Source organism: Streptomyces sp. NPDC002680 (assembly GCF_042889145.1).
Taxonomy (GTDB): Bacteria; Actinomycetota; Actinomycetes; order Streptomycetales; family Streptomycetaceae; genus Streptomyces; species Streptomyces adonidis.
The window spans coordinates 17,163-38,636 of sequence record NZ_JBIAQP010000018.1; the positions used below are offsets into that span (position 1 = coordinate 17,163).

The 21,474-nt window shown below is 70.8% G+C and carries 18 protein-coding genes; 12 read left to right on the plus strand and 6 right to left on the minus strand.

Annotated features, from left to right (window positions below; genetic code table 11):
- The first annotated feature begins 2 nt into the window (after nucleotides 1–2).
- From glgB to ACFYXF_RS37790, 4 genes are all read left to right on the plus strand, one after another.
- Nucleotides 3–2,219 (plus strand): 1,4-alpha-glucan branching enzyme, encoded by a 2,217-nt coding sequence (glgB, locus tag ACFYXF_RS37775; RefSeq protein ID WP_389356497.1) that lies wholly within the window; start codon nucleotides 3–5, stop codon nucleotides 2,217–2,219.
- A gap of 173 nt (nucleotides 2,220–2,392) precedes the next feature.
- Complete coding sequence (locus tag ACFYXF_RS37780) at nucleotides 2,393–4,300, plus strand: AMP-dependent synthetase/ligase (RefSeq protein ID WP_389356498.1); 1,908 nt, start codon at nucleotides 2,393–2,395, stop codon at nucleotides 4,298–4,300.
- A gap of 101 nt (nucleotides 4,301–4,401) precedes the next feature.
- A complete protein-coding gene (locus ACFYXF_RS37785; protein ID WP_389356499.1) occupies nucleotides 4,402–5,295 on the plus strand; it encodes a Gfo/Idh/MocA family protein in 894 nt (297 codons plus the stop codon).
- Nucleotides 5,296–5,659: 364 nt separating this feature from the next.
- A complete protein-coding gene (locus ACFYXF_RS37790) occupies nucleotides 5,660–6,115 on the plus strand; it encodes a cyclic nucleotide-binding domain-containing protein (protein WP_369031211.1) in 456 nt (151 codons plus the stop codon).
- Between the two features lie 20 nt (nucleotides 6,116–6,135).
- Here the strand turns inward: ACFYXF_RS37790 and ACFYXF_RS37795 are convergent, their stop codons facing one another.
- Nucleotides 6,136–7,437, minus strand: coding sequence for an MFS transporter (locus tag ACFYXF_RS37795; RefSeq protein WP_389356500.1), 1,302 nt, complete (start codon nucleotides 7,435–7,437; stop codon nucleotides 6,136–6,138).
- 34 nt (nucleotides 7,438–7,471) lie between these two features.
- Nucleotides 7,472–8,212 (minus strand): TetR/AcrR family transcriptional regulator, encoded by a 741-nt coding sequence (locus tag ACFYXF_RS37800; RefSeq protein ID WP_389356501.1) that lies wholly within the window; start codon nucleotides 8,210–8,212, stop codon nucleotides 7,472–7,474.
- Nucleotides 8,213–8,372: 160 nt separating this feature from the next.
- On the opposite strand from ACFYXF_RS37800, the gene ACFYXF_RS37805 reads away from it, so the two are divergent.
- Complete coding sequence (locus tag ACFYXF_RS37805; RefSeq protein ID WP_389356502.1) at nucleotides 8,373–9,590, plus strand: saccharopine dehydrogenase family protein; 1,218 nt, start codon at nucleotides 8,373–8,375, stop codon at nucleotides 9,588–9,590.
- A 37-nt stretch (nucleotides 9,591–9,627) separates the two neighbouring features.
- Here ACFYXF_RS37805 and ACFYXF_RS37810 read toward each other — a convergent pair whose 3' ends face one another.
- On the minus strand, nucleotides 9,628–11,052 hold the full coding sequence (locus tag ACFYXF_RS37810; protein WP_389356503.1) for a M1 family metallopeptidase: 1,425 nt from the start codon (nucleotides 11,050–11,052) through the stop codon (nucleotides 9,628–9,630).
- A gap of 161 nt (nucleotides 11,053–11,213) precedes the next feature.
- Between ACFYXF_RS37810 and ACFYXF_RS37815 the strand changes: the two genes are divergently transcribed.
- Entirely contained in the window at nucleotides 11,214–11,579 is a 366-nt protein-coding gene (locus ACFYXF_RS37815) for a DUF488 domain-containing protein (RefSeq protein ID WP_389356504.1), read from the plus strand.
- Here ACFYXF_RS37815 and ACFYXF_RS37820 read toward each other — a convergent pair.
- On the minus strand, nucleotides 11,576–13,249 hold the full coding sequence (locus ACFYXF_RS37820; RefSeq protein WP_389356505.1) for an FAD-binding dehydrogenase: 1,674 nt from the start codon (nucleotides 13,247–13,249) through the stop codon (nucleotides 11,576–11,578). The two genes, ACFYXF_RS37815 and ACFYXF_RS37820, sit on opposite strands and share 4 nt — an antisense overlap.
- 17 nt (nucleotides 13,250–13,266) lie before the next feature.
- Nucleotides 13,267–13,908, minus strand: coding sequence for a TetR/AcrR family transcriptional regulator (locus ACFYXF_RS37825; RefSeq protein ID WP_389356506.1), 642 nt, complete (start codon nucleotides 13,906–13,908; stop codon nucleotides 13,267–13,269).
- A gap of 126 nt (nucleotides 13,909–14,034) precedes the next feature.
- Between ACFYXF_RS37825 and ACFYXF_RS37830 the strand changes: the two genes are divergently transcribed.
- The 3 genes from ACFYXF_RS37830 to ACFYXF_RS37840 all read left to right on the plus strand — a co-directional run bounded on the left by ACFYXF_RS37830 (nucleotide 14,035) and on the right by ACFYXF_RS37840 (nucleotide 16,812).
- A complete protein-coding gene (locus ACFYXF_RS37830; RefSeq protein WP_389356507.1) occupies nucleotides 14,035–14,664 on the plus strand; it encodes an alpha-ketoglutarate-dependent dioxygenase AlkB in 630 nt (209 codons plus the stop codon).
- Nucleotides 14,665–14,753: 89 nt separating this feature from the next.
- On the plus strand, nucleotides 14,754–15,512 hold the full coding sequence (locus tag ACFYXF_RS37835; protein WP_389356508.1) for an MBL fold metallo-hydrolase: 759 nt from the start codon (nucleotides 14,754–14,756) through the stop codon (nucleotides 15,510–15,512).
- Between the two features lie 46 nt (nucleotides 15,513–15,558).
- Complete coding sequence (locus ACFYXF_RS37840) at nucleotides 15,559–16,812, plus strand: DUF4032 domain-containing protein (RefSeq protein WP_389356509.1); 1,254 nt, start codon at nucleotides 15,559–15,561, stop codon at nucleotides 16,810–16,812.
- Between the two features lies 1 nt (nucleotide 16,813).
- On the opposite strand, the gene ACFYXF_RS37845 is transcribed toward ACFYXF_RS37840, so the two are convergent.
- Nucleotides 16,814–17,686, minus strand: coding sequence for a universal stress protein (locus ACFYXF_RS37845; protein ID WP_389356510.1), 873 nt, complete (start codon nucleotides 17,684–17,686; stop codon nucleotides 16,814–16,816).
- Nucleotides 17,687–17,931: 245 nt separating this feature from the next.
- Between ACFYXF_RS37845 and ACFYXF_RS37850 the strand changes: the two genes are divergently transcribed.
- Genes ACFYXF_RS37850 through ACFYXF_RS37860 form a run of 3 tightly spaced genes read left to right on the plus strand, consistent with a single transcriptional unit; the run spans nucleotide 17,932 to nucleotide 21,442 of the window.
- The gene (locus tag ACFYXF_RS37850; RefSeq protein ID WP_389356511.1) at nucleotides 17,932–19,608 is read left to right on the plus strand and encodes an FAD-dependent oxidoreductase; all 1,677 of its coding nucleotides are present in this window, start codon (nucleotides 17,932–17,934) and stop codon (nucleotides 19,606–19,608) included.
- Nucleotides 19,605–21,095 carry an ATP-binding protein gene (locus tag ACFYXF_RS37855; RefSeq protein WP_389356512.1) on the plus strand — a complete coding sequence of 497 codons (1,491 nt, stop codon included), beginning with the start codon at nucleotides 19,605–19,607 and terminating at the stop codon, nucleotides 21,093–21,095. The genes ACFYXF_RS37850 and ACFYXF_RS37855 overlap by 4 nt, the downstream gene beginning before the upstream one ends.
- A complete protein-coding gene (locus tag ACFYXF_RS37860; RefSeq protein WP_389356513.1) occupies nucleotides 21,092–21,442 on the plus strand; it encodes a UBP-type zinc finger domain-containing protein in 351 nt (116 codons plus the stop codon). The genes ACFYXF_RS37855 and ACFYXF_RS37860 overlap by 4 nt, the downstream gene beginning before the upstream one ends.
- The last annotated feature ends 32 nt before the right edge of the window (nucleotides 21,443–21,474 follow it).

Consider the following 21,474-nt stretch of genomic DNA (forward strand, 5'->3'; position numbering starts at 1 on the left):
CTGTGGCCCTGTACGACTCCGCCCTCCCCGACCCGTCCTCCCTGGGCAGACCCGATGCCCTGTGGGATGCCGACGAGAAGCAGCGCCTGCTCTCCGGCACCCATCACGACCCGCACGCACTGCTCGGCGCGCATCCCGTGCCGGGCGGCGGGGTCGTCTTCCGCGCCCTGCGCCCGCACGCGCTTGGCGTGAGCGTGGTCGTGGACGGGCTGGTCAGCGCGCTCGACGACGACGGTGACGGGTTCTTCAGCGCCGTACTCCCCCTCGATCGCCCCTTCGCCGAGTGCCCCGACTACACGCTGCTGGTGGCGTACGAGGGCGGTGAGTCGAAGGCCGAGGATCCGTACCGTTTCCTGCCCGCCCTCGGTGAGCTGGATCTGCATCTCATCCGTGAAGGGCGGCACGAGGAGCTGTGGCGGGCGCTGGGCGCCGAGCCGATGGCCCACCAGGGCGTCACCGGCACCCGCTTCACCGTCTGGGCGCCCAACGCACGCGGGGTCCGGGTGGCCGGGGACTTCAACTTCTGGGACGGCACCGGGTATCCGATGCGGTCGCTCGGCTCCTCCGGGGTGTGGGAGCTGTTCGTGCCCGGCGTCGGCGAGGGCGAGCGGTACAAGTTCGAGGTCGTGGCGCGGGACGGCGGCCGGGTCATGAAGGCCGACCCGATGGCCCGGCGTACCGAGGTGCCGCCCGCGACGGCGTCCGTCGTCGCCGTCTCCCACTACGAGTGGGGTGACGAGGAGTGGCTCGCGCGTCGGTCCGGCAGTACCGTGCACGAGGAGCCGTTCTCCGTGTACGAGGTCCATCTGCCGTCCTGGCGCCCCGGGTTGACGTACCGTCAGCTGGCCGATGAACTCCCCTCCTATGTCACGGACCTGGGCTTCACGCATGTGCAGCTCATGCCGGTCGCCGAGCATCCCTTCGGCGGGTCCTGGGGATACCAGGTCACCTCGTACTACGCCCCGACCGCCCGGCTGGGTTCCCCCGACGACTTCCGGTATCTGGTCGACGCGCTGCACCGGGCCGGTGTGGGCGTCCTGTTGGACTGGGTTCCGGCGCATTTCCCCAAGGACGACTGGGCGTTGGCCAGGTTCGACGGGGAGCCCCTCTACGAGCCCGGCGACTCGCGGCGGGCCGAGCACCCGGACTGGGGGACCTACGAGTTCGACCTCGGACGGACCGAGGTGCGGAACTTCCTGGTCGCCAACGCCGTGTACTGGTGCGAGGAGTTCCACCTCGACGGGCTGCGGGTCGACGCGGTCGCCTCGATGCTCTACCTCGACTACTCGCGCGACTCCGGCCAGTGGACGCCGAACGTGCACGGCGGCCGGGAGGATCTGGACGCGGTCGCCTTCCTCCAGGAGATGAACGCCACCGTCTACCGGCGGGTCCCGGGGGTCATGACGATCGCCGAGGAGTCCACCGCGTGGGGCGGGGTGACACAGCCGACCGACAGCGGCGGGCTCGGCTTCGGGCTGAAGTGGAACATGGGCTGGATGCACGACTCGCTCGGCTATGTGGGGCACGAGCCGGTCCATCGCAAGTACCACCACAACGAGATGACGTTCTCCATGGTGTACGCGTACAGCGAGAACTACGTCCTGCCCATCTCCCACGACGAAGTGGTCCACGGCAAGCGGTCGTTGGTGTCGAAGATGCCGGGCGACTGGTGGCAGCAACGGGCCAACGAGCGGGCGTACCTCGGTTTCATGTGGGCCCATCCCGGCAAGCAACTCCTCTTCATGGGACAGGAGTTCGCCCAGGGCTCGGAGTGGTCCGAGGCCGACGGGCCGGACTGGTGGCTGCTGGACAAGGAGTATGCGGCCGAGCCCGACCACCGGGGCGTGCGCGATCTGGTCCGCGATCTCAACACCGTCTACCGGCGCACCCCCGCTCTCTGGCAGCTCGACACCGACCCCGCCGGTTTCCGGTGGGTGGCCGGGGACGCCGCCGAGGACAACGTCTTCGCGTTCCTGCGCTACGACGCGGCCGGGGCGCCCCTGTTGGCCGTCAGCAACTTCTCGCCCGTGGTCCGCCACGACTACCGTCTCGACGTGCCAGGCTCGGTGCCCGCGTGGCAGGAGGTCCTCAACACCGATGCCGCCCGCTACGGGGGCAGCGATGTCCGCAGCTCCGGGCAGTTGAAGCCCCGTTCGTCGAGTGTCCGGCTGACATTGCCGCCGCTCGCCACGGTGTGGCTGGCGCCGGTGCGCGGGTGAGGTGACGCGCGGGGAAGTGCGGAAAGCGTCTTCCGAAACCACTTCCGTTGCCTCTTCCGGAAAGCTACTTCACAGTTCCCGACAACAACGTCCGCCACCTGAGCTAGATTCGTTCACCGTCGATAACTCCACTCGTCGGCGCGGTCACAGTCAGTACGATCCAGGAGCAGCGCATGCGCGACTTCGCCCTCGCTCCCCCCACCACCGCACCGCTGACAGGCGGTCTCGCCGACAGCGTCTTCGACACGGCGCTGCGGGAACCGAACCTGCCGCAGATCGCGCGGCGCCTCGACCCTGCCAGACCGGACTGGACCGAGGTGACGGCCGCCGAACTGCGGGACGAGGTCGTCGATCTCGCCAAGGGGTTCGTCGCCTCCGGCATCTCACCGGGCCACCGCGTGGCCATCATGGCCCGCACCCGCTACGAGTGGACGGTGCTCTGCTACGCGCTCTGGACGGTGGGCGCCGAGGTCGTGCCGATCTACCCGACCTCCTCGCGCGACCAGGTCGCCTGGATCCTCTCGGACTCGCAGTGCAGCGCCGTCGTCGTCGAGGACGAACAGGGCCTGATGACCGTCGGCTCGGTGTGCACCTCACTGCCCCTGCTGCGCAACGTGTGGCAGCTGGACGACGGAGCCCTGCCCCAACTCGTGGAGCTTGGGCGGCAGGTGCCGATGGCCACGGTCGACTCCCTGCGCCGGATCGTGCTGCCGGACTCGACCGCGGTGATCGCCTACACCTCCGGCACGACCGGGCATCCGCGCGGCTGCGCCCTGAGCCACCGCAACCTGGCCAGCCCCTGCGACACCCTGCTCGCGGGCTGGCGGCAGACGGCGGCACCGCCCGGCGAGCAGCCCAGCGTCCTCGCCTTCCTGCCCTTCTCGCACGTGTACGGCCTGATGATCCAGGGCCTGTGTCTGCGCGGCGGCATGCTGATGGGGCACGAGCCCGACCTGAGCGGGGAGGCGCTGTCGTCGGCGCTGCTCTCCTTCCGGCCGACGTATCTGTACGCGGTGCCGTCGGTGTTCGAGAAGATCTACAAGAACTTCCTGCGCGCCGCCCAGCAGGCCGGCCGGGGCACCCTGTTCGAGCGGGCCGTGGGCACCGCGCGGGACTTCGCGACGGCTGTCGAACGGCAGCGGCTGGGCACCGGCTCCGGACCCGGCTTCGATCTGCGGCTCCAACACGCCCTATACGAACGGACGGTGTACCGCAAACTCCGGGCCGCCCTCGGCGGGCGGGTGTGCGGCGCGGTGTCGGGCGGCTCGCCTCTCAACCGTGAACTGGCCCTGTTCTACGCGGGTATCGGCATCCTCGTCCACGACGGCTACGGCCTCACCGAGACCAGCGGCGGCATCACCGCGCAGCCCGTGGGCCGCGAGAAGTTCGGGACGGTCGGGCAGGCGCTGCCCGGCTCGGAGATCCAGGTCGCGGACGACGGCGAGATCATGGTGTACGGCGCCTCCGTCTTCCAGGGGTACGTCAACGACGACGCCTCCACCCGGGCGGCGTTGTACGGCGGCTGGCTGGCCACCGGGGACATCGGGCGGCTGGACCAGGACGGGTATCTGACGATCACCGGGCGCAAGAAGGACATCATCATCACCAGCAGCGGCAAGAGCGTCGCGCCGGCCGCCCTGGAACAGCGGCTGCGCGTGCATCCGCTGGTGCACCAGGCGGTGATCGTGGGCGACAACCGGCCGTGCGTGGGCGCCCTGATCACCCTCGACCCGGAGTTCCTGGCCCACTGGCGGGGCTCGCTCACCTTCCAGGAGGACGCCCCGGAGCGCCAGGCACGTGAGGAGAACGCCCTGCGGGAGGAGATCGGACGGGCCGTCGCCGCCGCCAACAGCACGGTGTCGCGGTCCGAGTCGATCCGGGTGTTCCGGGTCCTCGGGGAGCCCTTCGCCCTCAGCAACGGTCTGCTGACGCCCTCGATGAAGCTGCGCCGGGACGCGATCGTGCGGCACTACGCCGTCGAGATCGACGCGATGTACCAGGCCCGGGCGCCCATTCCCCGGCCGAACCCGGCGGCGGAGGAACTCGCGCGCTGGGAGGACGCCGACAACATGTTCCGCTGAGCGGACGGCGCGTACACGGGGCGGATGTTGGTTGACGGTACGGCGGGCGGGCCCGCAGAGTGATCTCCGTATCGGCCCTCCCGTACGGATTGGACCCTGTCGTGACCAGTACCTCCGCACCGTGGTCGCATCCGCCCGTCAAGGTCGGGCTCGTCGGCTCCGGGCCCTGGGCACGGGGAGTGCACGCGCGCGTGCTGGCCGCCGGGCCCGAGACCGAGCTGGCCGGGGTCTGGGCGCGCCGCCCCGAGGCCGCCCAGGAGACGGCGGCTCCGTACGGGGCGCCGGTCGCCGCCCGGTTCGAGGAACTGCTCGACTCCTGCGAGGCGTTGGCCTTCGCCGTGCCGCCCGCCGTACAGGCCGAGCTCGCCCTGCGCGCCGCGAAGGCGGGCAAGGCGGTGCTGCTGGAGAAGCCGATCGCCGAGGATCTCGGGGCGGCCCGGCGACTGGTGGACGCGATCGACGAGGCCGGGGTCGTCTCCCAGGTCACCCTGACCAACCGCTACCACCCCGAGACCCGGCGGTTCCTGGAGGCGGCGGGCGAGGCGGACGTGTTCGGCGCGCGGGCGGCCTTCCTGAGCGGCGCCTTCCTGGGCGGCGCGTTCTCGACCCCCTGGCGGCTCGAACACGGCGCGCTGCTCGATCTGGGGCCGCACGCCCTCGATCTGCTCGACGCGGCCGTGGGGCGGATCGTCCGGGTGCGCGGGGCAGGGGATTCGCGGCGCTGGATCGAACTGACCTGTGAGCACGAGAACGGCGCGGTCAGCCAGGCCTCCCTGTCCGGTTCGGTGAACGTGAGTCAGGGCGTCTCCCGCATCGAACTCTTCGGTTCGGGACCGGAGTTGGTGTTCGACAGTGACGCGCTCGACCACGAGGAGAGCTGGCCGGTGCTGCGCCGCGAGTTCGCGACCGCCGTACGCACCGGTGTCTCCGGCGAACTGGACGCCCGTCGGGGCCTGCATCTGCAGACGTTGATCGCCCAGGTGTCGGAGGGCTGAGCAGCCCCGGACACCCCCGAAACCGGACGTGACGTGGATCACGCCCCGCTGGAGAGTCGATGCGGAACAACCTGGAGGGGTCGGCCGTTCTTACCTACGTGGCTGCGGAGGGGACAGTGTCCCCGGGCCTCACCTATAGCCCATGGGGAAGATCGTTCGGCTGAAGCCCCATGGAGCCTTTCGCCGAGAGGCGACCGCCCTCCGCGTGCCACCACCTACGGCCCTGGCTGGTCTCCCCCGTCCAGCCAGGGCCTTCTCATGTCAAAAATCGGTCTTGTTCCCGCTGCCGAGGTGCCCGAGGCGTCCGCAACGGCTCAAATGGGGGTAGGGGAAGCATCCAGATCGCCGGCGAGGAGCCCTGCTCATGACCAAAGCGACCAAGCTGCTGTCCGCCCTTCCCCCGCCCCGCCGTGAGCGGCTGCTGGCACTCGCGACCGAGGTGTCCTTCGCCGAGGACCACACGATCTTCGAGGCGGGCGGCACCGCCGATCGCTTCTGGGTCGTCCGCTCCGGCGCGGTCTCCCTGGTCCAGCAGGTGACACCGGTGCAGCGGGTGACCGTGGCGAGCCTCGGCGCGGGCGATCTGCTCGGCTGGTCCTGGCTCTTCCCGCCCCATCAGTGGGACTTCGGCGCCGAGGCCTTCAGCCCCGTACGCGCGTACGAGTTCGACGCCGAGGCGGTGCTCAGGCTCTGCGACGAGGAACCGGCGCTCGGGCTGCAGCTGGTGCGGATCATCGCCGAGATCCTCGCCTACCGGCTGGAGCTGACCCGGGGCAAGCTCATGGACCACTACTCCCTGCACAAGCGGGGGCCCGGGTAAGGAGCGCTCCGGGCCGGTGCTCAGATGCGGTAGCGGCGCAGCGCCGGCATCGCGGCCGTCAGAGCCAGGGTGAGGGCGACGACCAGGAGGCCGCCGCCGGCGACGGCCGTGCGGGTGCCCAGGGCGGATGCCGTGGTGCCGTGCAGCAGGTCGGCCAGGCGGGGACCGCCCACGACGACCACCGTGAAGACGCCCTGCATCCGGCCGCGCATCTCGTCGGTCGCCGCCGACAGCAGGATCGCCACCCGGAAGACGCTGGAGACCATGTCGGCGATCCCGGCGGCGACCAGGAACGCCACGGCCACCCACAGGCTGGTGCTCAGCCCGAAGCCCGTGATCGCCAGCCCCCAGGCGACGACCGCCCCGATCACCATCCAGCCGTGCCGCCGCGCCCGCGAGAACGTGCCGGAGAACAGTCCGCCGACCACCGCGCCCACGGGGATCGCCGCGAACATCAGCCCGAGGGCGAGTCCCTCCCCGTACGGGGCGTACGTCTGGGCGGCGAGCTGCGGGAACAGGGCGCGGGGCATGCCGAAGACCATGGCGACGATGTCCGCGAGGAAGGACAGCAGGAGCACCTTGTGCAGGGCGATGTAGCGGAATCCGGCGACGACCTCCCGTGGGCCCGCCTTCCGGGAGGCCGCCGCCGACGGCGGGAGCGCGGGCAGCCGTACGACGGACCAGAGGGTGACGCACAGGGCCAGCGCGTCGATCAGATACAGCTCGGCGAGGCCGATGACGGGTATGAGGGTGCCGGCGAGCAGCGGGCCCGCGACCAGGCCGGTCTGCATGACGGTCGTACCGAGGGCGTTGGCCGCGGCGAGTTCCTCCTCGGGAACCAGCTGGGCGACGACGGACTGTCGGGCCGGTGAGTTCAGGCCGAAGAAGGCCTGCTGGAGGGCGAGCAGGATCATCAGGGTCGCCACCGAGTCGAGGCCGACGAGGGCCTGGATCCAGAACAGCAGCGAGGTGACGGCGATGCCGGTGTTGGTGATCAGCAGGAGCTTGCGGCGGTCCATGCTGTCGGCGATCGCGCCGCCCCACAGGGCGAACACGACGAGGGGCAGGAGTCCGGCGAGGCTCGCGTAGCCGACCCAGGCGGAGGAGCCGGTGATGTCGTAGATCTGCTTGGGCACGGCGACGGCGGTGAGCTGGCTGCCGACGGCGGTGACGGCGGTCGAGGACCACAGGCGGCGGTAGGCGGGGCGGCGCAGGGGCCGGGTGTCCATGGCCCAGCGGCGTCCGGCCGGGCGGGGCTCGTCCGTGGGGTTCTTCGGCTGGGACTCCTCGTCGCTGCCGGTACTGCTCTCGCTGGGGTCCACTGATGTCCTGGTTGCTCGTTACATCCAAATCGGCTCAGCTTTCAATATCACAAGAGCCAGAGGGGCTGCCGGGGCCTTCCACGGCGAGCGTCCGGGCGGCGCTGTCCAGCAGCATGTCGAGGGCCGTCGGATAGGCGCTGGCGACCATACGGGCGGCGAGCAGCGGGGCCGCCTCGGCGATACGGGGGTGGGTGCTGCGGGGCAGGCGGGCGTAGGTCGAGCGCCACATGTCCTCGTCGGCGGTGAGGCTGGCGCGCGGCAGGGCCAGGGAGGCGGCGTCGAGGGCGGCGAAGGCCAGCGTCTGGTCGATGAAGGCATGGTAGATCCGTACCGTCTCGGGCAACGGGAAACCGGCGGTGCGCAGAACATCGAGGATGGCCTCGTCGGCGGCCAGTTCGTTGGCTCGGCCCGTGACGCGGCTGGCGGTCAGGACGGCGGCCTGCGGATGGCCGACGTACACGGCGTGGATGCGCAGCCCGATGGCCCGTAGGTCCGCCGACCACTCCCCCGTCGGTTGCCAGCCGTGGAGCGCCTGGCCGATGAGGGCGTCGCCGATGGCGAGGGTCAGGTCGTCCATGCCGCGGAAGTAGCGGTAGAGGGTGCTGGGGTCGGCGTCCAGGGCGAGGCCCAGGCGGCGGGCGGTGAGGCCGGCGCTGCCGTGTTCGCGGAGCATGCGCAGGGCGGTGTCGACGATCAGCCGCTCGGACAGCACGGTGCCGCTCCTGGTGGGGCGGCGGCGCCGTCGTTTCTCCTCCGGTACCACCGGTTTCGGCACGGTCGGTCGCCTCCGTGGTTCGTTCGTGGTCCGTTCGCGGGGTCTTATGCCAACGCCATTGACCTTAGACGACGGCGAGGCGTTGGATCGGCGGACAACGGCAGCGGAACCGCCGTAACCATCAGATACTTCGGAACCTTCACAAACAGGGAGTTCTGCCATGCGTGTGCTGCTCGTGGGCGCCGGCGGTGTAGGGACCGCGATCACCCGGATCGCCGCCCGGCGCTCCTTCTTCGACCGGATGGTCGTGGCCGACTACGACCCGGCGCGGGCCGAGGCGGCGGTCGCCGGGGTCGGGGACGGGGACCGGTTCGTGGCGGAGCGGGTCGACGCGTCCGACGAGGGCGCGGTGGCGGAGCTGCTGGCCCGGCACGAGTGCGACGTGCTGCTCAACGCGACCGACCCGCGCTTCGTGATGCCGCTGTTCCGCGCGGCCCGCGCCGCCGGGGCCACCTATGTCGACATGGCGATGTCCCTGTCACGTCCGGATGCCGAGCGGCCGCACGAGGTGTGCGGGGTGAAGCTCGGCGACGAGCAGTTCGCGGCGGCCGACGAGTGGGCGAAGGCGGGCGCGCTGGCCATCGTCGGGATGGGTGTGGAGCCGGGCATGTCCGATGTCTTCGCCAGGCACGCGGCGGACGAACTCTTCGACGAGATCGAGGAGATCGGCATCCGCGACGGAGCGAACCTCACCGTCGACGGCTATGACTTCGCGCCGTCCTTCAGCATCTGGACGACGATCGAGGAGTGCCTCAACCCACCGGTCGTCTACGAGTCCGGCCGGGGCTGGTTCACCACCGAACCCTTCAGCGAGCCCGAGGTGTTCGACTTCCCCGAGGGCATCGGCCCGGTGGAGTGCGTGAACGTCGAGCACGAGGAGGTGCTGCTCGTGCCGCGCTGGATCGACGCACGCCGGGTCACCTTCAAGTACGGCCTGGGCGACGAGTTCATCCAGACCCTCAAGACGCTGCACCTGCTGGGCCTGGACCGCACCGACCCCGTGACCGTCCCGAGCGCCGCAGGACCGGTCGCCGTGTCGCCCCGGGACGTCGTCGCCGCCTGTCTGCCCGACCCGGCGACGCTGGGCGAGCGCATGCATGGCAAGACGTGCGCGGGGACGTGGGTCAAGGGTACGAAGGACGGGGCGCCGCGCGAGGTGTACCTGTACCACGTGGTCGACAACCAGTGGTCCATGGCGGAGTACGGCTCCCAGGCGGTGGTGTGGCAGACGGCGGTCAATCCCGTCGTCGCCCTGGAACTCGTCGCCACCGGCGCCTGGACCGGCTCGGGTGTCCTGGGCCCGGAGGCGTTCCCGGCCCGCCCCTTCCTGGACCTGCTGGAGGCGTACGGCTCGCCGTGGGGCATGCGCGAGCAGTGATGCCCTCCCCGGGCCGAAACCCGGGGAGGCTGGAGCCCTAGGGAGCGGACGGCTTGCCCTTCGTGCCGATCCAGGTCTTGAACAGCGGGTCCAGGTCCTTGCCGGAGACGTGCTCGGCGAGGGCGGTGAACTGGGCGGTCGTACCGTGACCGTTGCGGTGCTGGGCGGCCCAGGTGCGCAGGATCTTGAAGAACGCCGTGTCACCGACCGCCTTGCGGAGCTTGTGCAGGGCCATGGCGCCACGGTCGTAGACGGGCCTGCCGAAGATGTTCGCGCCGCTGCCCGGGTCGGCGGGCGGGAAGGACCACAGGTCGTCGTCGGCCGCCGTGGCGTACAGGTCGTCGAAGGTCTTCTGGGCGCTCGGGCCGCCGTGCTGCTCCGTGTACAGCCACTCCGTGTACGTCGCGAAGCCCTCGTTGAGCCAGATGTCCTTCCAGCTGGTGAGGGCGACGGAGTCGCCGAACCACTGGTGCGCGGACTCGTGGACGAGGGTGCTCAGGTCCGGTGCCTGGTCGTACACGGGCCGGGTCTGCGTCTCCAGCGCGAAGCCGACCTGCGGGGCGCGGTCGACGATGGCTCCGGCGGCCTTGTACGGGTAGGGGCCGAAGAGCTTGGCCTCCCACTCCAGGACGGACGGCAGCTTCTTCAGCACGGGCGCGGCGGCGGTGGCCTCGCGCGGATCGACGGCGTTGTAGACCTTGATGCCGCTCCGGGTGGTGTACTGCTCGACCTTGAACCTGCCGACCGTGGCCGTGGCCAGGTAGGAGGCCATCGGCTCGGACTGGCGCCAGCGGAAGGTGCTCTTGCCGCCCGCGGTCCTCTGGCCCAGGAAGACACCGTTGGCGACCGCGGTGCGCCCCTGGGGGACGGTGATCGTGAAGTCGTACGAGGACTTGTCCTTGGGGTGGTTGTTGCCGGGGAACCAGCTCATGGAGCCCTGCGGCTCCCCGGCGACGAACACGCCGTCGTCGGTGGGGATCCAGCCGTCCTTCGAGCCGTCCGGGTCGATGACCGTCTTCGGGACGCCGGAGTAGGTGACGGCGACCTGGAAGGTCTGGTTCTTGTTCAGGGCGCGGCGCGGGCTGACGATCAGTTCCTGCCCGGAGCGCCGGAAACCGGCCTTGACGCGGTCGACGGTGAGGGCGGTGACCTTCAGCCCGCTGAGGTCGAGGTTGAAGCGGGTCAGCTTCTGGGTGGCGCGGACGGTGAGCACGGCCTTGCCGTCGAGGCGGCGGCTGGTGGGGTCGTAGCGGAGGTTCAGGTCGTAGTGGCCGACGTGATAGCCGCCGTTTCCGGACAGCGGGAAGTACGGGTCCCCGACACCGGAGGTGCCGGTGGTCGCGGCTCCCGCCGGTCCGGCGGCGGCCAGCAGGGCCGCGAGGGCGACGGGCACGGTTGCGAGGACGGCGTCCCGGCGGAGGACCGCGGTGCGTGTGCCGACGTACTTCCTGGGGGGTCTCACGCGAGCTCCTACGGTGTTCGGTCTGATCATCTTCAGGCTTTTCACCCTAGAGGCGCCACCGCACGGAATCCTCCTCCTTTTGGTCAAGTTGCGAGCCCCGGCGGCCGACCCCATCATTCTTTCGGCCAGTGAACCCGTCTCTCCCCCGCCGGAGGCCGCTCGTGACCGTCCGCGTCCGCCGTGTCTACGACCCTCCCGAGCCGGACGACGGCGTACGCGTCCTGGTCGACCGGCTGTGGCCGCGCGGCCTGTCCAAGGAGGCGGCGCAAGTCGACGAGTGGCCGAAGGCGCTCACCCCGTCGACCGAACTGCGCCGCTGGTACCACGCCCAGGAGGCCGACGCGTACGAGGAGTTCCGGCGCCGGTACGAGGCGGAGCTGGCCGCACCTGCGGCGGCCGAGCCCCTCGACGCGCTGCGTGAACTGGCCGCCAAGGGCCCGGTGACGCTCGTGAGCGCCACCAAGTCCCTTGAGCGGAGCCATGCTTCGGTACTGGTCGGCCTATTGACGTCCGGCGACGGACCCTAGGCCGTCGCGCGTGCCGCCGCCCGTCCTGCCGCGCGGCCCGAGAAGAGGCAGCCGCCGAGGAAGGTGCCCTCCAGGGCGTTGTAGCCGTGGACACCGCCACCGCCGAAGCCGGCCACCTCACCGGCCGCGTACAGCCCCTCGACGGGTTCGCCCGTCGCGCCCAGTGCGCGTGAGTCGAGGTCCGTCTGGATGCCGCCCAGGGTCTTGCGGGTGAGGGTGTGCAGTTTGACGCCGATGAGCGGGCCCGCCTCGGGGTCGAGGATGCGGTGCGGGGTGGCGGTGCGGCCGAGCCGGTCGCCGATGTAGCGGCGGGAGTTGCGGATGCCCTGGATCTGCGCGTCCTTGCTGTACGGGTTGGCGATCTGGAGGTCGCGGGCCTCGATCTGGCGGCGCACCCGGTCCGCTTCGAGCAGCGGCTTGTCGGTCAACCCGTTCATCTTGCCGATGAGTTGGTCGAGGTTGTCGGCGATCACGAAGTCCGCGCCGTGCTTCACGAAGTCGGCCACGGGGCCGGGGGCGCCCTTGCCGAGGATGCGCTCCTTGAGGAACGCCTTGCGGTTCTTGGCCGTGATGTCGGGGTTCTGCTCGGAGCCCGACAGCGCGAACTCCTTCTCGATGATCCGCTGGGTGAGGATGAACCAGGAGTGGTCGTGCTCGGCCAAATCCTCGGTGGTGCGCAGGTACTTGAGGGTGCCGAGGGTGTCGTACCCGGGCAGGCAGGGGTCCGGGAGGCGGCGGCCCAGCGCGTCGAACCACATCGAGGACGGGCCGGGCAGGATGCGGATGCCATGTCCTGGCCAGATCGGGCTCCAGTTCTGGATGCCCTCGGTGTAGTGCCACATGCGGTCGCGGTTGACCAGCCGGACGCCGGCCTCGGCGCTGATGTCGAGCATGCGGCCGTCGACGTAGGCGGGCACACCGGTCACCATCTGCGCCGGGGCCTTGCCGAGCCGCTCGGGCCAGTACTGGCGCACGATGTCGTGGTTGGCGCCGATGCCGCCGGTGGTGACGATCACGGCCTGGGCGGTGAGTTCGAAGTCGCCGATGCGGTCCCGATTGGACGCCACTCCGCGCGGTGAGGTGTCCTCGGCGAGGACCGTGCCGCGTACCCCGCGCACGGCGCCGTCCGTGAGGACGAGCTCGTCGACCTGGTGGCGGTGGTAGAAGGTCAGCAGCCCCGCGCGGGAGGCCTGCTTGGCGCTGAGCACGAACGGCTCGACGACTCCGGTGCCGGTGCCCCAGGAGACATGGAAGCGGGGTACGGAGTTGCCGTGGCCGTGGGCGCGCAGATCGCCGCGCTCCGCCCAGCCGACCGTCGGCAGGAACGAGATGCCGTGACCGGCGAGCCAGGACCGCTTCTCCCCCGCCGCGAACTCGACGTAGGCGCGCGCCCATTTGACCGCCCAGGAGTCCTCGTCGTCGACGCGGTCGAACTGGGCGCTGCCCTGCCAGTCGCTCCAGGCGAGGTCGAAGGAGTCCTTGATGCCGACGCGCCGCTGCTCCGGCGAGTCGACGAGGAACAGCCCGCCGAAGGACCAGAAGGCCTGCCCGCCGAGGTTGGCGGCGTTCTCCTGGTCGACGAGCGCGACCCGTCGGCCCTTGCTGGTCAGCTCGTGCGCCGCGACCAGTCCGGCGAGGCCGGCTCCGACGACGATGACGTCCGCATCCATGGCGACCGTTCCCTTTCTCATCCGCCGCTGCGCGCGGCCGGGTTGTCGCTGCCGTGGGTGAGCAGTGCGGTGAGCAGCTGCTTGAGCCACGCGCGCGCGTGCTCGACGTCCTTGTCGAGCAGCAGTTGGGTGGTGACCCCGTCGTACGCGGCGATCACCGCGTGGGCGGCGCCCTCGGCGTCGCCGAGTACGGCGGGCAGTTCGGTGTGCCCGGTGGCCCGGGCGAGCCGGTCCGCGATGGCTCCCCGGAGGCGTTCGCGGTGCTCCAGGAGGGTCTGGGCGACGGCTGGGGACCTGGCCGCGTGGACCAGGAAGTCGGTCTTGACCAGCAGCCAGTCCAGGTCGAGCAGCAGGACCTCGGTGACCCGGTCGACGGCGGCGGGCACGTCGAGGTCCGGGCCGTCCAGGGCGAGGGCGCCCGCGACCTGGTCGGCGATCAGGCCGGCGCGTTCCCCGTAGAGGGCGAAGAACAGCTCGTCGAGGCTGTCGAAGTTGGAGTAGAAGGCGCCTCTGCTGTAGCCGGCGGCCTCGCAGACCTCTTCGATGGAGACCCGCCCGAACCCCTTCGCGGCGAACACCGCGAACGCGGCCTCCAGCAGATTGGCCCGCGTGCGGACCCGGCGCCTGGTCACCCGCCCGGTTGCTCCCTCGACCGCCATGTCCAGCCCTCCGTTCGATACGGGAATGTATCCGATACATCGATGTATCCAAAGTGGTCGGGAGGGACAAGATTTCGCCACGCCCAAATAGGAACACGTATTCGAATAGCGGAGTACGCTGGTTCCATGACCGCGCATCTCCAGGGCTCCCTCTTCGACCAGACCGACGAGCTGCGGCTCGGCGCGCTGACCGGAATGCGCCGTACGACGCTCGGTCACGGTGCCTGGATCGACGAACTGCCCGGCTGGCTGGGCGGCGCCGACGCCCTGTTCGAACAGCTGGCCGCCGAGGTCCCCTGGCGGGCCGAGCGCCGCAAGATGTACGACCAGGTCGTGGACGTACCCCGGCTGCTGGCCTTCTACGGCGAGGGGGACGAGCTGCCGCACCCGGTGCTGGCCCGCGCGCGGGACGCGCTCGGCGCGCACTACGCCGCCGAACTCGGGGAGCCGTTCACCACGGCCGGGCTCTGCTACTACAGGGACGGGCGGGACAGTGTCGCCTGGCACGGTGACCGGTTCGGGCGTGGTGCGCGGGAGGACACCATGGTCGCGATCCTCTCCGTGGGCGCGCCGCGCGACCTGCTGCTGCGGCCGATGCGCGGCGGCGGCGAGACGGTACGGCGTCCGCTGGGGCACGGGGACCTGATCGTGATGGGCGGCTCCTGTCAGCGGACCTGGGAGCACGCCGTTCCCAAGAGCACACGGGCCACGGGCCCACGGATCAGCGTCCAGTTCCGGCCGCACGGGGTGCGGTAGGGCAGCGGGGCCCGCCCCGTGGTGAGCCACTCCCCCGCCGTCTGCTTTGCTGTGCGTCATCCGGCAGCGAACTGCAGAACGGGAAGATCATGCGGGCAGACGTCCAGCAAGTCGCCGATGGCATTTACCTCGTGCACGGAAGCAACACCAACTGGGTGATCATCGGCGAGGGGGACGCCGTCACCCTGATCGACACGGGGTACCCCGGCGACCGCCAGCTGGTGCTCGACTCGCTGTCCCAGGTGGGCAGTTCACCGGAGGCGGTCGCGGCGATACTCGTGACGCACGCCCACAACGACCACATCGGCTCGGCCGAGTACCTGCGCTCCACGTACGGCACGCCGGTGCTGACCCACGAGGCCGAAGTGCCGCACGCGCGCCGGGACTTCCTGCACCAGGTGAGCGTCGGCGAGGTGCTGAAGAACGGGTGGCGGCCCGGCGTACTGCCGTGGGCGGTGCACGCGATCCGTTCCGGGGGTACGGCGCAGGTGCCGGTCATCGAGCCGCAGCCGTTCCCGGAGTCGCTGGACCTGCCGGGCGGGCCTGTTCCCGTGCACACGCCTGGGCACACCGACGGGCACTGTGCCTTCCATCTCCCGGACGCAGGGGTCGTCATCTCGGGCGACGCCCTGGTCAGCGGTCATCCGACATCCCGCCTGAAGGGCCCGCAGCTGCTGCCCGACATGTTCCACCGCGAGCGGGCGCGTGCCGTGGCCTCACTGGACCTGCTGGAGGGACTCGCGGCGGACGTCGTACTCCCCGGCCATGGTCCCGTGCACCACGGCAGCGTGCGGGAGGCGGCCGGGCAGGCGCGGGAACGGGCCCAGCGACGTGGCGTTCTAGAGTGAGCTGCCGATCACCGGCGGGACGAGAACGAACGAGAACGGTCAAGCCATGGCATTGCAGATCAGCGCCACCAACCCCGAGCACCCCGTACTCCTGCTCGAACTGCCCTGGCACCTCCCCCTGGAGGAGTGGCCCGACCGCTATCTCGTTCCGCTGCCGCGCGGTATCTCCCGCCACGTCGTGCGCTACGCACGCGCCGGCGACGAGGTGATCGCCGTCAAGGAGCTGGCGGAGCGCCCGGCGCTGCGCGAGTACGAGCTGCTGGTGGACCTGGACCGGCTCGGCATCCCGGCCGTGGACCCCCTCGGTGTGGTCACCGGTCGGGCCGACGACGACGGTGAGCCCCTGGAGCCGGTGCTGATCACCCGGCACCTGGGCGGCTCGATGCCGTACCGCTCGATGTTCGAGACGACCATGCGTCCGGCCACCATGCACCGCCTGATGGACGCGCTGGCCGTCCTGCTGGTCCGCCTCCACCTCGCCGGCTTCGCCTGGGGCGACTGCTCCCTCTCCAACACCCTCTTCCGACGCGACGCGGGCGCGTACGCCGCCTACCTCGTCGACGCCGAGACCGGCGATCTGCACCCGCAGCTCAGCGACGGGCAGCGCGAGTACGACCTCGACCTGGCCCGCGTCAACATCAGCGGTGAGCTGCTGGACCTGGAGGCGTCGGGGGCGCTGCACCCCTCCGTGGACCCGATCGAGTTCGGCATGGAGATCTGCGCCCGCTACCAGCGGCTCTGGCAGGAGCTGACCCGCACCTCCGTCTATCCGGCGGGCAAGTACCACTACATCGAGCGCCGCATCCGGCGCCTCAACGAACTCGGCTTCGACGTGGCCGAGATGCAGATCCAGCACTCCTCGAACGGCGACACGGTCACCTTCGTACCGAAGGTCGTCGACGCGGGCCACCACCAGCGGCAACTGCTGCGGCTGACCGGGCTCGACACCGAGGAGAACCAGGCGCGGCGGCTCCTGAGCGACCTGGAGAGCTGGATGGCCACCCAGGACGACTACGAGCCGGGCGACCCGCTCGGCGCCAGCCCGGAGGTGCTCGCGCACCGCTGGGTGCGGGAGGTGTTCCGGCCGACCGTGCGCGAGGTGCCGCGCGAGCTGCGCGGCAACGTGGACCCGGCCGAGATCTACCACCAGCTCCTGGAACACCGCTGGTACCTGTCCGAGCGGGCGCAGCACGACATCGGGCTGGGCGAGGCGGTCAAGGACTACATCGTCAACATCCTCCCCAAGGCCCGCGAGTCGCTGCCCCTGCCGACGGACGAGGAGGCGGCGCCGCCCGTCTGAGTCAGTCGTGCGGTACGACGGCCACCGGGCAGTGCGCGTGGTGCAGTACGCCGTGGGCGACCGAGCCGATCCGCGCGCCCACGGCCGAGCGGCGGGCGCGCCTCCCGACGACCAGGAGCTGTGCCCGCGAGGCCACCGACAGCAGCACCTCGCCCGCGCTGCCCATCTCCACGTGCTGGGTGACGGGCACGTCGGGGAAGCGTTCGATCCAGGGTTCCAGCGCGGCGGCGAGCGCGTTCCTCTCGTACGGTTCCATGCCGCCGGCCTCGTCGAGGAGCTTCAGCGAGCCCGGGCTGTACGCGAACAGCGGCGGCAGGCTCCACGCCCGTACGGCGCGGACGGAGGCGCCGCGAGCCGCCGCGGCCTCGAACGCGAACCGGAGGGCCGGTGCGCTCTCCTCCGGGTCGCCGTGCTGCCCCACGACGACCTCGCGCCCGCCGGCCTCGCCGGAGGCGCGGTCCTCCGCCCGTACGAGCACCACGGGCCGCGTCGACTCGGCGATCACGTGCTGCCCGACGGACCCGAGCAGGAACCCGACGAGGACCCCGTGCCCACGGGAGCCGAGCACCAGCAGCTCGGCCTCCGCGGCGGCCTCGGCGAGGGTGTGCGCCGTGCTGCCCTCGATCACGTCGACGGTGACGTCCAGCTCGGGGTGGCGTTCGGCGACGGTCCGCGCGGCCTCGTCCACGCCCTCCCGCACCCACGCGTCATGGGTCTCCCGGGAGGCGGCCCCGAACGCCTGGTCCGGCACCAGCTGCCAGGCGTGCAGCACGCGCAGCGCGAGGTTCCGGCGTACGGCCTCACGGGCCGCCCAGTCCAGCGCCGCGTGACTTTCGGGCGTTCCGTCCACCCCTGCCGTGATCGGGCGCGTCATACGGTTCCCTCCGTGTCGTGGTCCGGTCGTGGTCAGTCGTGATCATGCGTACCGGACCCCAGTCTTCACTACCGTGTGCCCACGACTTCGGAGCGGGAACAGGTGATCGTGGACGCGGCGGACCTGGCAGCGCCGGGGAACCGAACCGGAGCGAAGCGGGGCCATCGAACATACGATGGGGCGGAGGCGGCGCGCCGCACCGGTGACGCCGCCCGGTGAATCCGACCACTCGGGGTGGGAGACGTATGGCACAGGCCGCGGACGCAGCGCGGACCGTCATCATGACCGTGGACGACGATCCCGGAGTGTCCCGGGCCGTCGCCCGGGACCTGCGGCGGCGCTACGGCGAGTCGTACCGGATCGTGCGCGCGGAGTCCGGCGAGTCCGCGCTGGACGCGCTGCGGGAGCTGAAGCTGCGCGGTGATCTGGTGGCGGTGATCCTGGCCGACTACAGGATGCCGCAGATGAACGGCATCGAGTTCCTCGAACAGGCTCTCGATGTCTATCCGGGCGCCCGGCGGGTGCTGCTCACCGCCTACGCGGACACCAACGCCGCGATCGACGCGATCAACGTCGTCGACCTCGACCACTACCTCCTCAAGCCCTGGGACCCGCCGGAGGAGAAGCTCTATCCGGTGCTCGACGATCTCCTGGAGGCGTGGCGGTGCAGTGACTTCCGGCCGGTGCCGAGCACCAAGGTGGTCGGGCACCGGTGGTCGGCGCGGTCGTCGGACGTAAGGGAGTTCCTGGCCCGCAACCAGGTGCCGTACCGCTGGTACTCCACCGAGGAGCCCGAGGGGCAGCGGCTCCTGGCGGCCTGCGGGCAGGACGGACAGCGGCTGCCGGTCGTGATCACGGCCGAGGGTGCGACGCTCGTCGAGCCGGAGGTGCCGGAGCTGGCCGCGCAGGTGGGCCTTGCGACGACCCCCACGGCCGAGTTCTACGACCTCGTCGTCATCGGCGGCGGGCCGGCCGGCCTTGGCGCTGCCGTGTACGGGGCCTCCGAGGGGCTGCGGACCGTACTGGTGGAGCGGTCGGCGACCGGTGGGCAGGCCGGGCAGAGTTCGCGCATCGAGAACTACCTCGGGTTCCCGGACGGGGTGTCCGGCGCCCAGCTCACCGACCGGGCGCGGCGGCAGGCCACGAAGTTCGGCGCCGAGATCCTCTCCGCGCGGGAGGTGACCGGCCTGGAGGTGAGCGGTGCGGCTCGGCTCGTGCGGTTCGCGGACGGGTCGGCGATCGCCGCGCACAGCGTGATCCTGGCGACCGGTGTGTCGTACCGGCAGCTGGAGGCGCCGGGGGCCATCGATCTGTCGGGCTGCGGGGTGTTCTACGGGTCGGCGCTGACCGAGGCCGCCGCCTGCCAGGGCCACGACGTGTACATCGTGGGCGGCGCCAACTCGGCGGGGCAGGCGGCGATGTACCTGTCCCGGGGCGCCAAGTCGGTGACGCTGCTGGTGCGCGGGGCGGATCTCACCGCGTCGATGTCGTACTACCTGATCCAGCAGATCGCCGAGGCACCGAACATCTCGGTGCGGGCCGCCACGGTCGTCGAGGCCGCGCACGGCGGCGACCACCTGGAACAGCTGACGTTGCGCGACACGGCGAGCGGACAGACCGAACTGGTCGACGCGCAGTGGCTGTTCGTGTTCATCGGCGCGGCCCCGCTGACCGACTGGCTGGACGGCACGGTACTGCGCGACGAACGCGGCTTCATCCTGGCCGGCCCCGACCTGACCGCCGACGGGCGGCCCCCGGCGGACTGGGAGCTGGACCGGCCGCCGTACCACCTGGAGACCAACATCCCCGGCGTGTTCGTCGCGGGGGACGCTCGCGCGGAGTCCGCCAAGCGGGTCGCGTCCGCCGTCGGAGAGGGAGCCATGGCAGTGATGCTCGTACACCGGTATCTGGAGCAGTCGTGAGCGGGCGGCTGATGCCGTGCAGCCCGGCGGAGATCGGCGCGCTGTTCCTGTTCGAGAAGCTGACCGCCGAGCAGCTCGGCAGGCTGTGCGGCGAGGGACGGGTCGAACTGTTCGACCCCGGGCCGGTGTTCACCGAGGGCGACCCGGCCACCTGCTTCTACGTGATGATCGAGGGCACGGTCGTGATGTCGCGCCGGGTGGGCGGCGACGACGTCGAGGTGAGCCGTACGTCCCAGACCGGGGTGTACGCGGGGGCCGTGCAGGCGTATCTCGGGGACCGGAAGCCACAGGTGTACCGGAACTCGCTGCGGGTCCCGGAACCGACCCGGTTCTTCGTGCTGCCCGCCGACTCGTTCGCGGACATCATGCACGAGTGGTTCCCGATGGCGGTCCATCTCCTGGAGGGGCTGTTCCTCGGTTCGCAGAACACCCAGCGGGCCATCGGACAGCGCGAACGGCTGCTGGCGCTGGGCTCGTTGTCCGCCGGTCTCACCCATGAACTCAACAACCCGGCCGCCGCGGCCGTACGGGCCACCTCGTCGCTGCGGGACCGGGTCGCGCACATGCGGCAGAAGCTCGGGATCCTCGCCTCGGGCCCCTACCGGGGCGACTCCCTGAAGAGCCTGGTCGCCATCCAGGAGCGGACGGCCGAGCGGGTCGCCAAGGCCCAGGCGCTGAGCCCCCTCGAAGCCTCCGACCGGGAGGACGAACTCGCCGACTGGCTCGACGACCACGGCGTCCAGGGCAGTTGGCAGATCGCGCCGACCTTCGTGCAGGGCGGCCTCGACGTCGACTGGCTGGAACAGGTCGCGGCGGCCGTGGAGGCGGAGATGCTCCCGAACGCCATCGGGTGGCTCAACTACACGATCGAGACCGAGCTGTTGATGAACGAGATCGAGGACTCCACCACCCGTATCTCGCACCTCGTCGACGCCGCCAAGCAGTACTCGCAGCTCGACCGCGCCCCCTACCAGGTGGCCGACGTGCACGAACTCCTCGACAGCACCCTGCTGATGCTGTCGGGCAAGATCGGCGCGCAGGTCAAGGTCGTGAAGGAGTACGACCGTTCGCTCCCGAGGATTCCGGCGTACCCCGCCGAGCTGAACCAGGTGTGGACCAACCTCATCGACAACGCGGTCTGCGCGATCAAGGGCGAGGGCGGCGGGGAAGGGACGTTGACCGTACGCACGGCGCTGGTGCACGACCGGCTGCTGGTGGAGTTCCGCGACACGGGCCCGGGGGTGCCGGCGGAGATCCGTGGCCGGATCTTCGACCCGTTCTTCACCACCAAGCCGGTGGGCGAGGGCACGGGTCTGGGGCTCGACATCTCCTGGCGGATCGTCGTCAACAAGCACCACGGCGACCTGAAGGTCGAGTCCGTCCCCGGCGACACCCGCTTCCAGGTGCTGCTGCCCCTCACCGCTGTCGACCCCGACAGCGACACCGACACCGCCGGGGGCTCCGCCCCGGCCGAGGAGCCGTCATGACCAAGGACACCGGAATCGACCCCAGCGTCCCGCCCAGCGGTGCCGGATGCGTCGAGTGCGACGCCGTCGGCGGCTGGTGGTTTCATCTGCGGCGCTGCGCCCAGTGCGGTCACATCGGCTGCTGCGACGACTCCCCGGCCAAGCACGCCACCGGCCACTTCCGGGAGACCGGCCATCCGGTGATCGCCAGTTACGAGCCGGGCGAGCACTGGTTCTGGAACTTCGAGACCAGCGAGCTGTACGAGTCCGGCCCGGCCCTCACTCCCCCGGCGAGCCACCCGGCGGACCAGCCGGCTCCGGGGCCCGCGGGGCGCGTGCCGGCGAACTGGGCGGAGACCTTGCGCTGAGCCTTGGTGGGCCTGGGTTGTCAGTGGTGTCT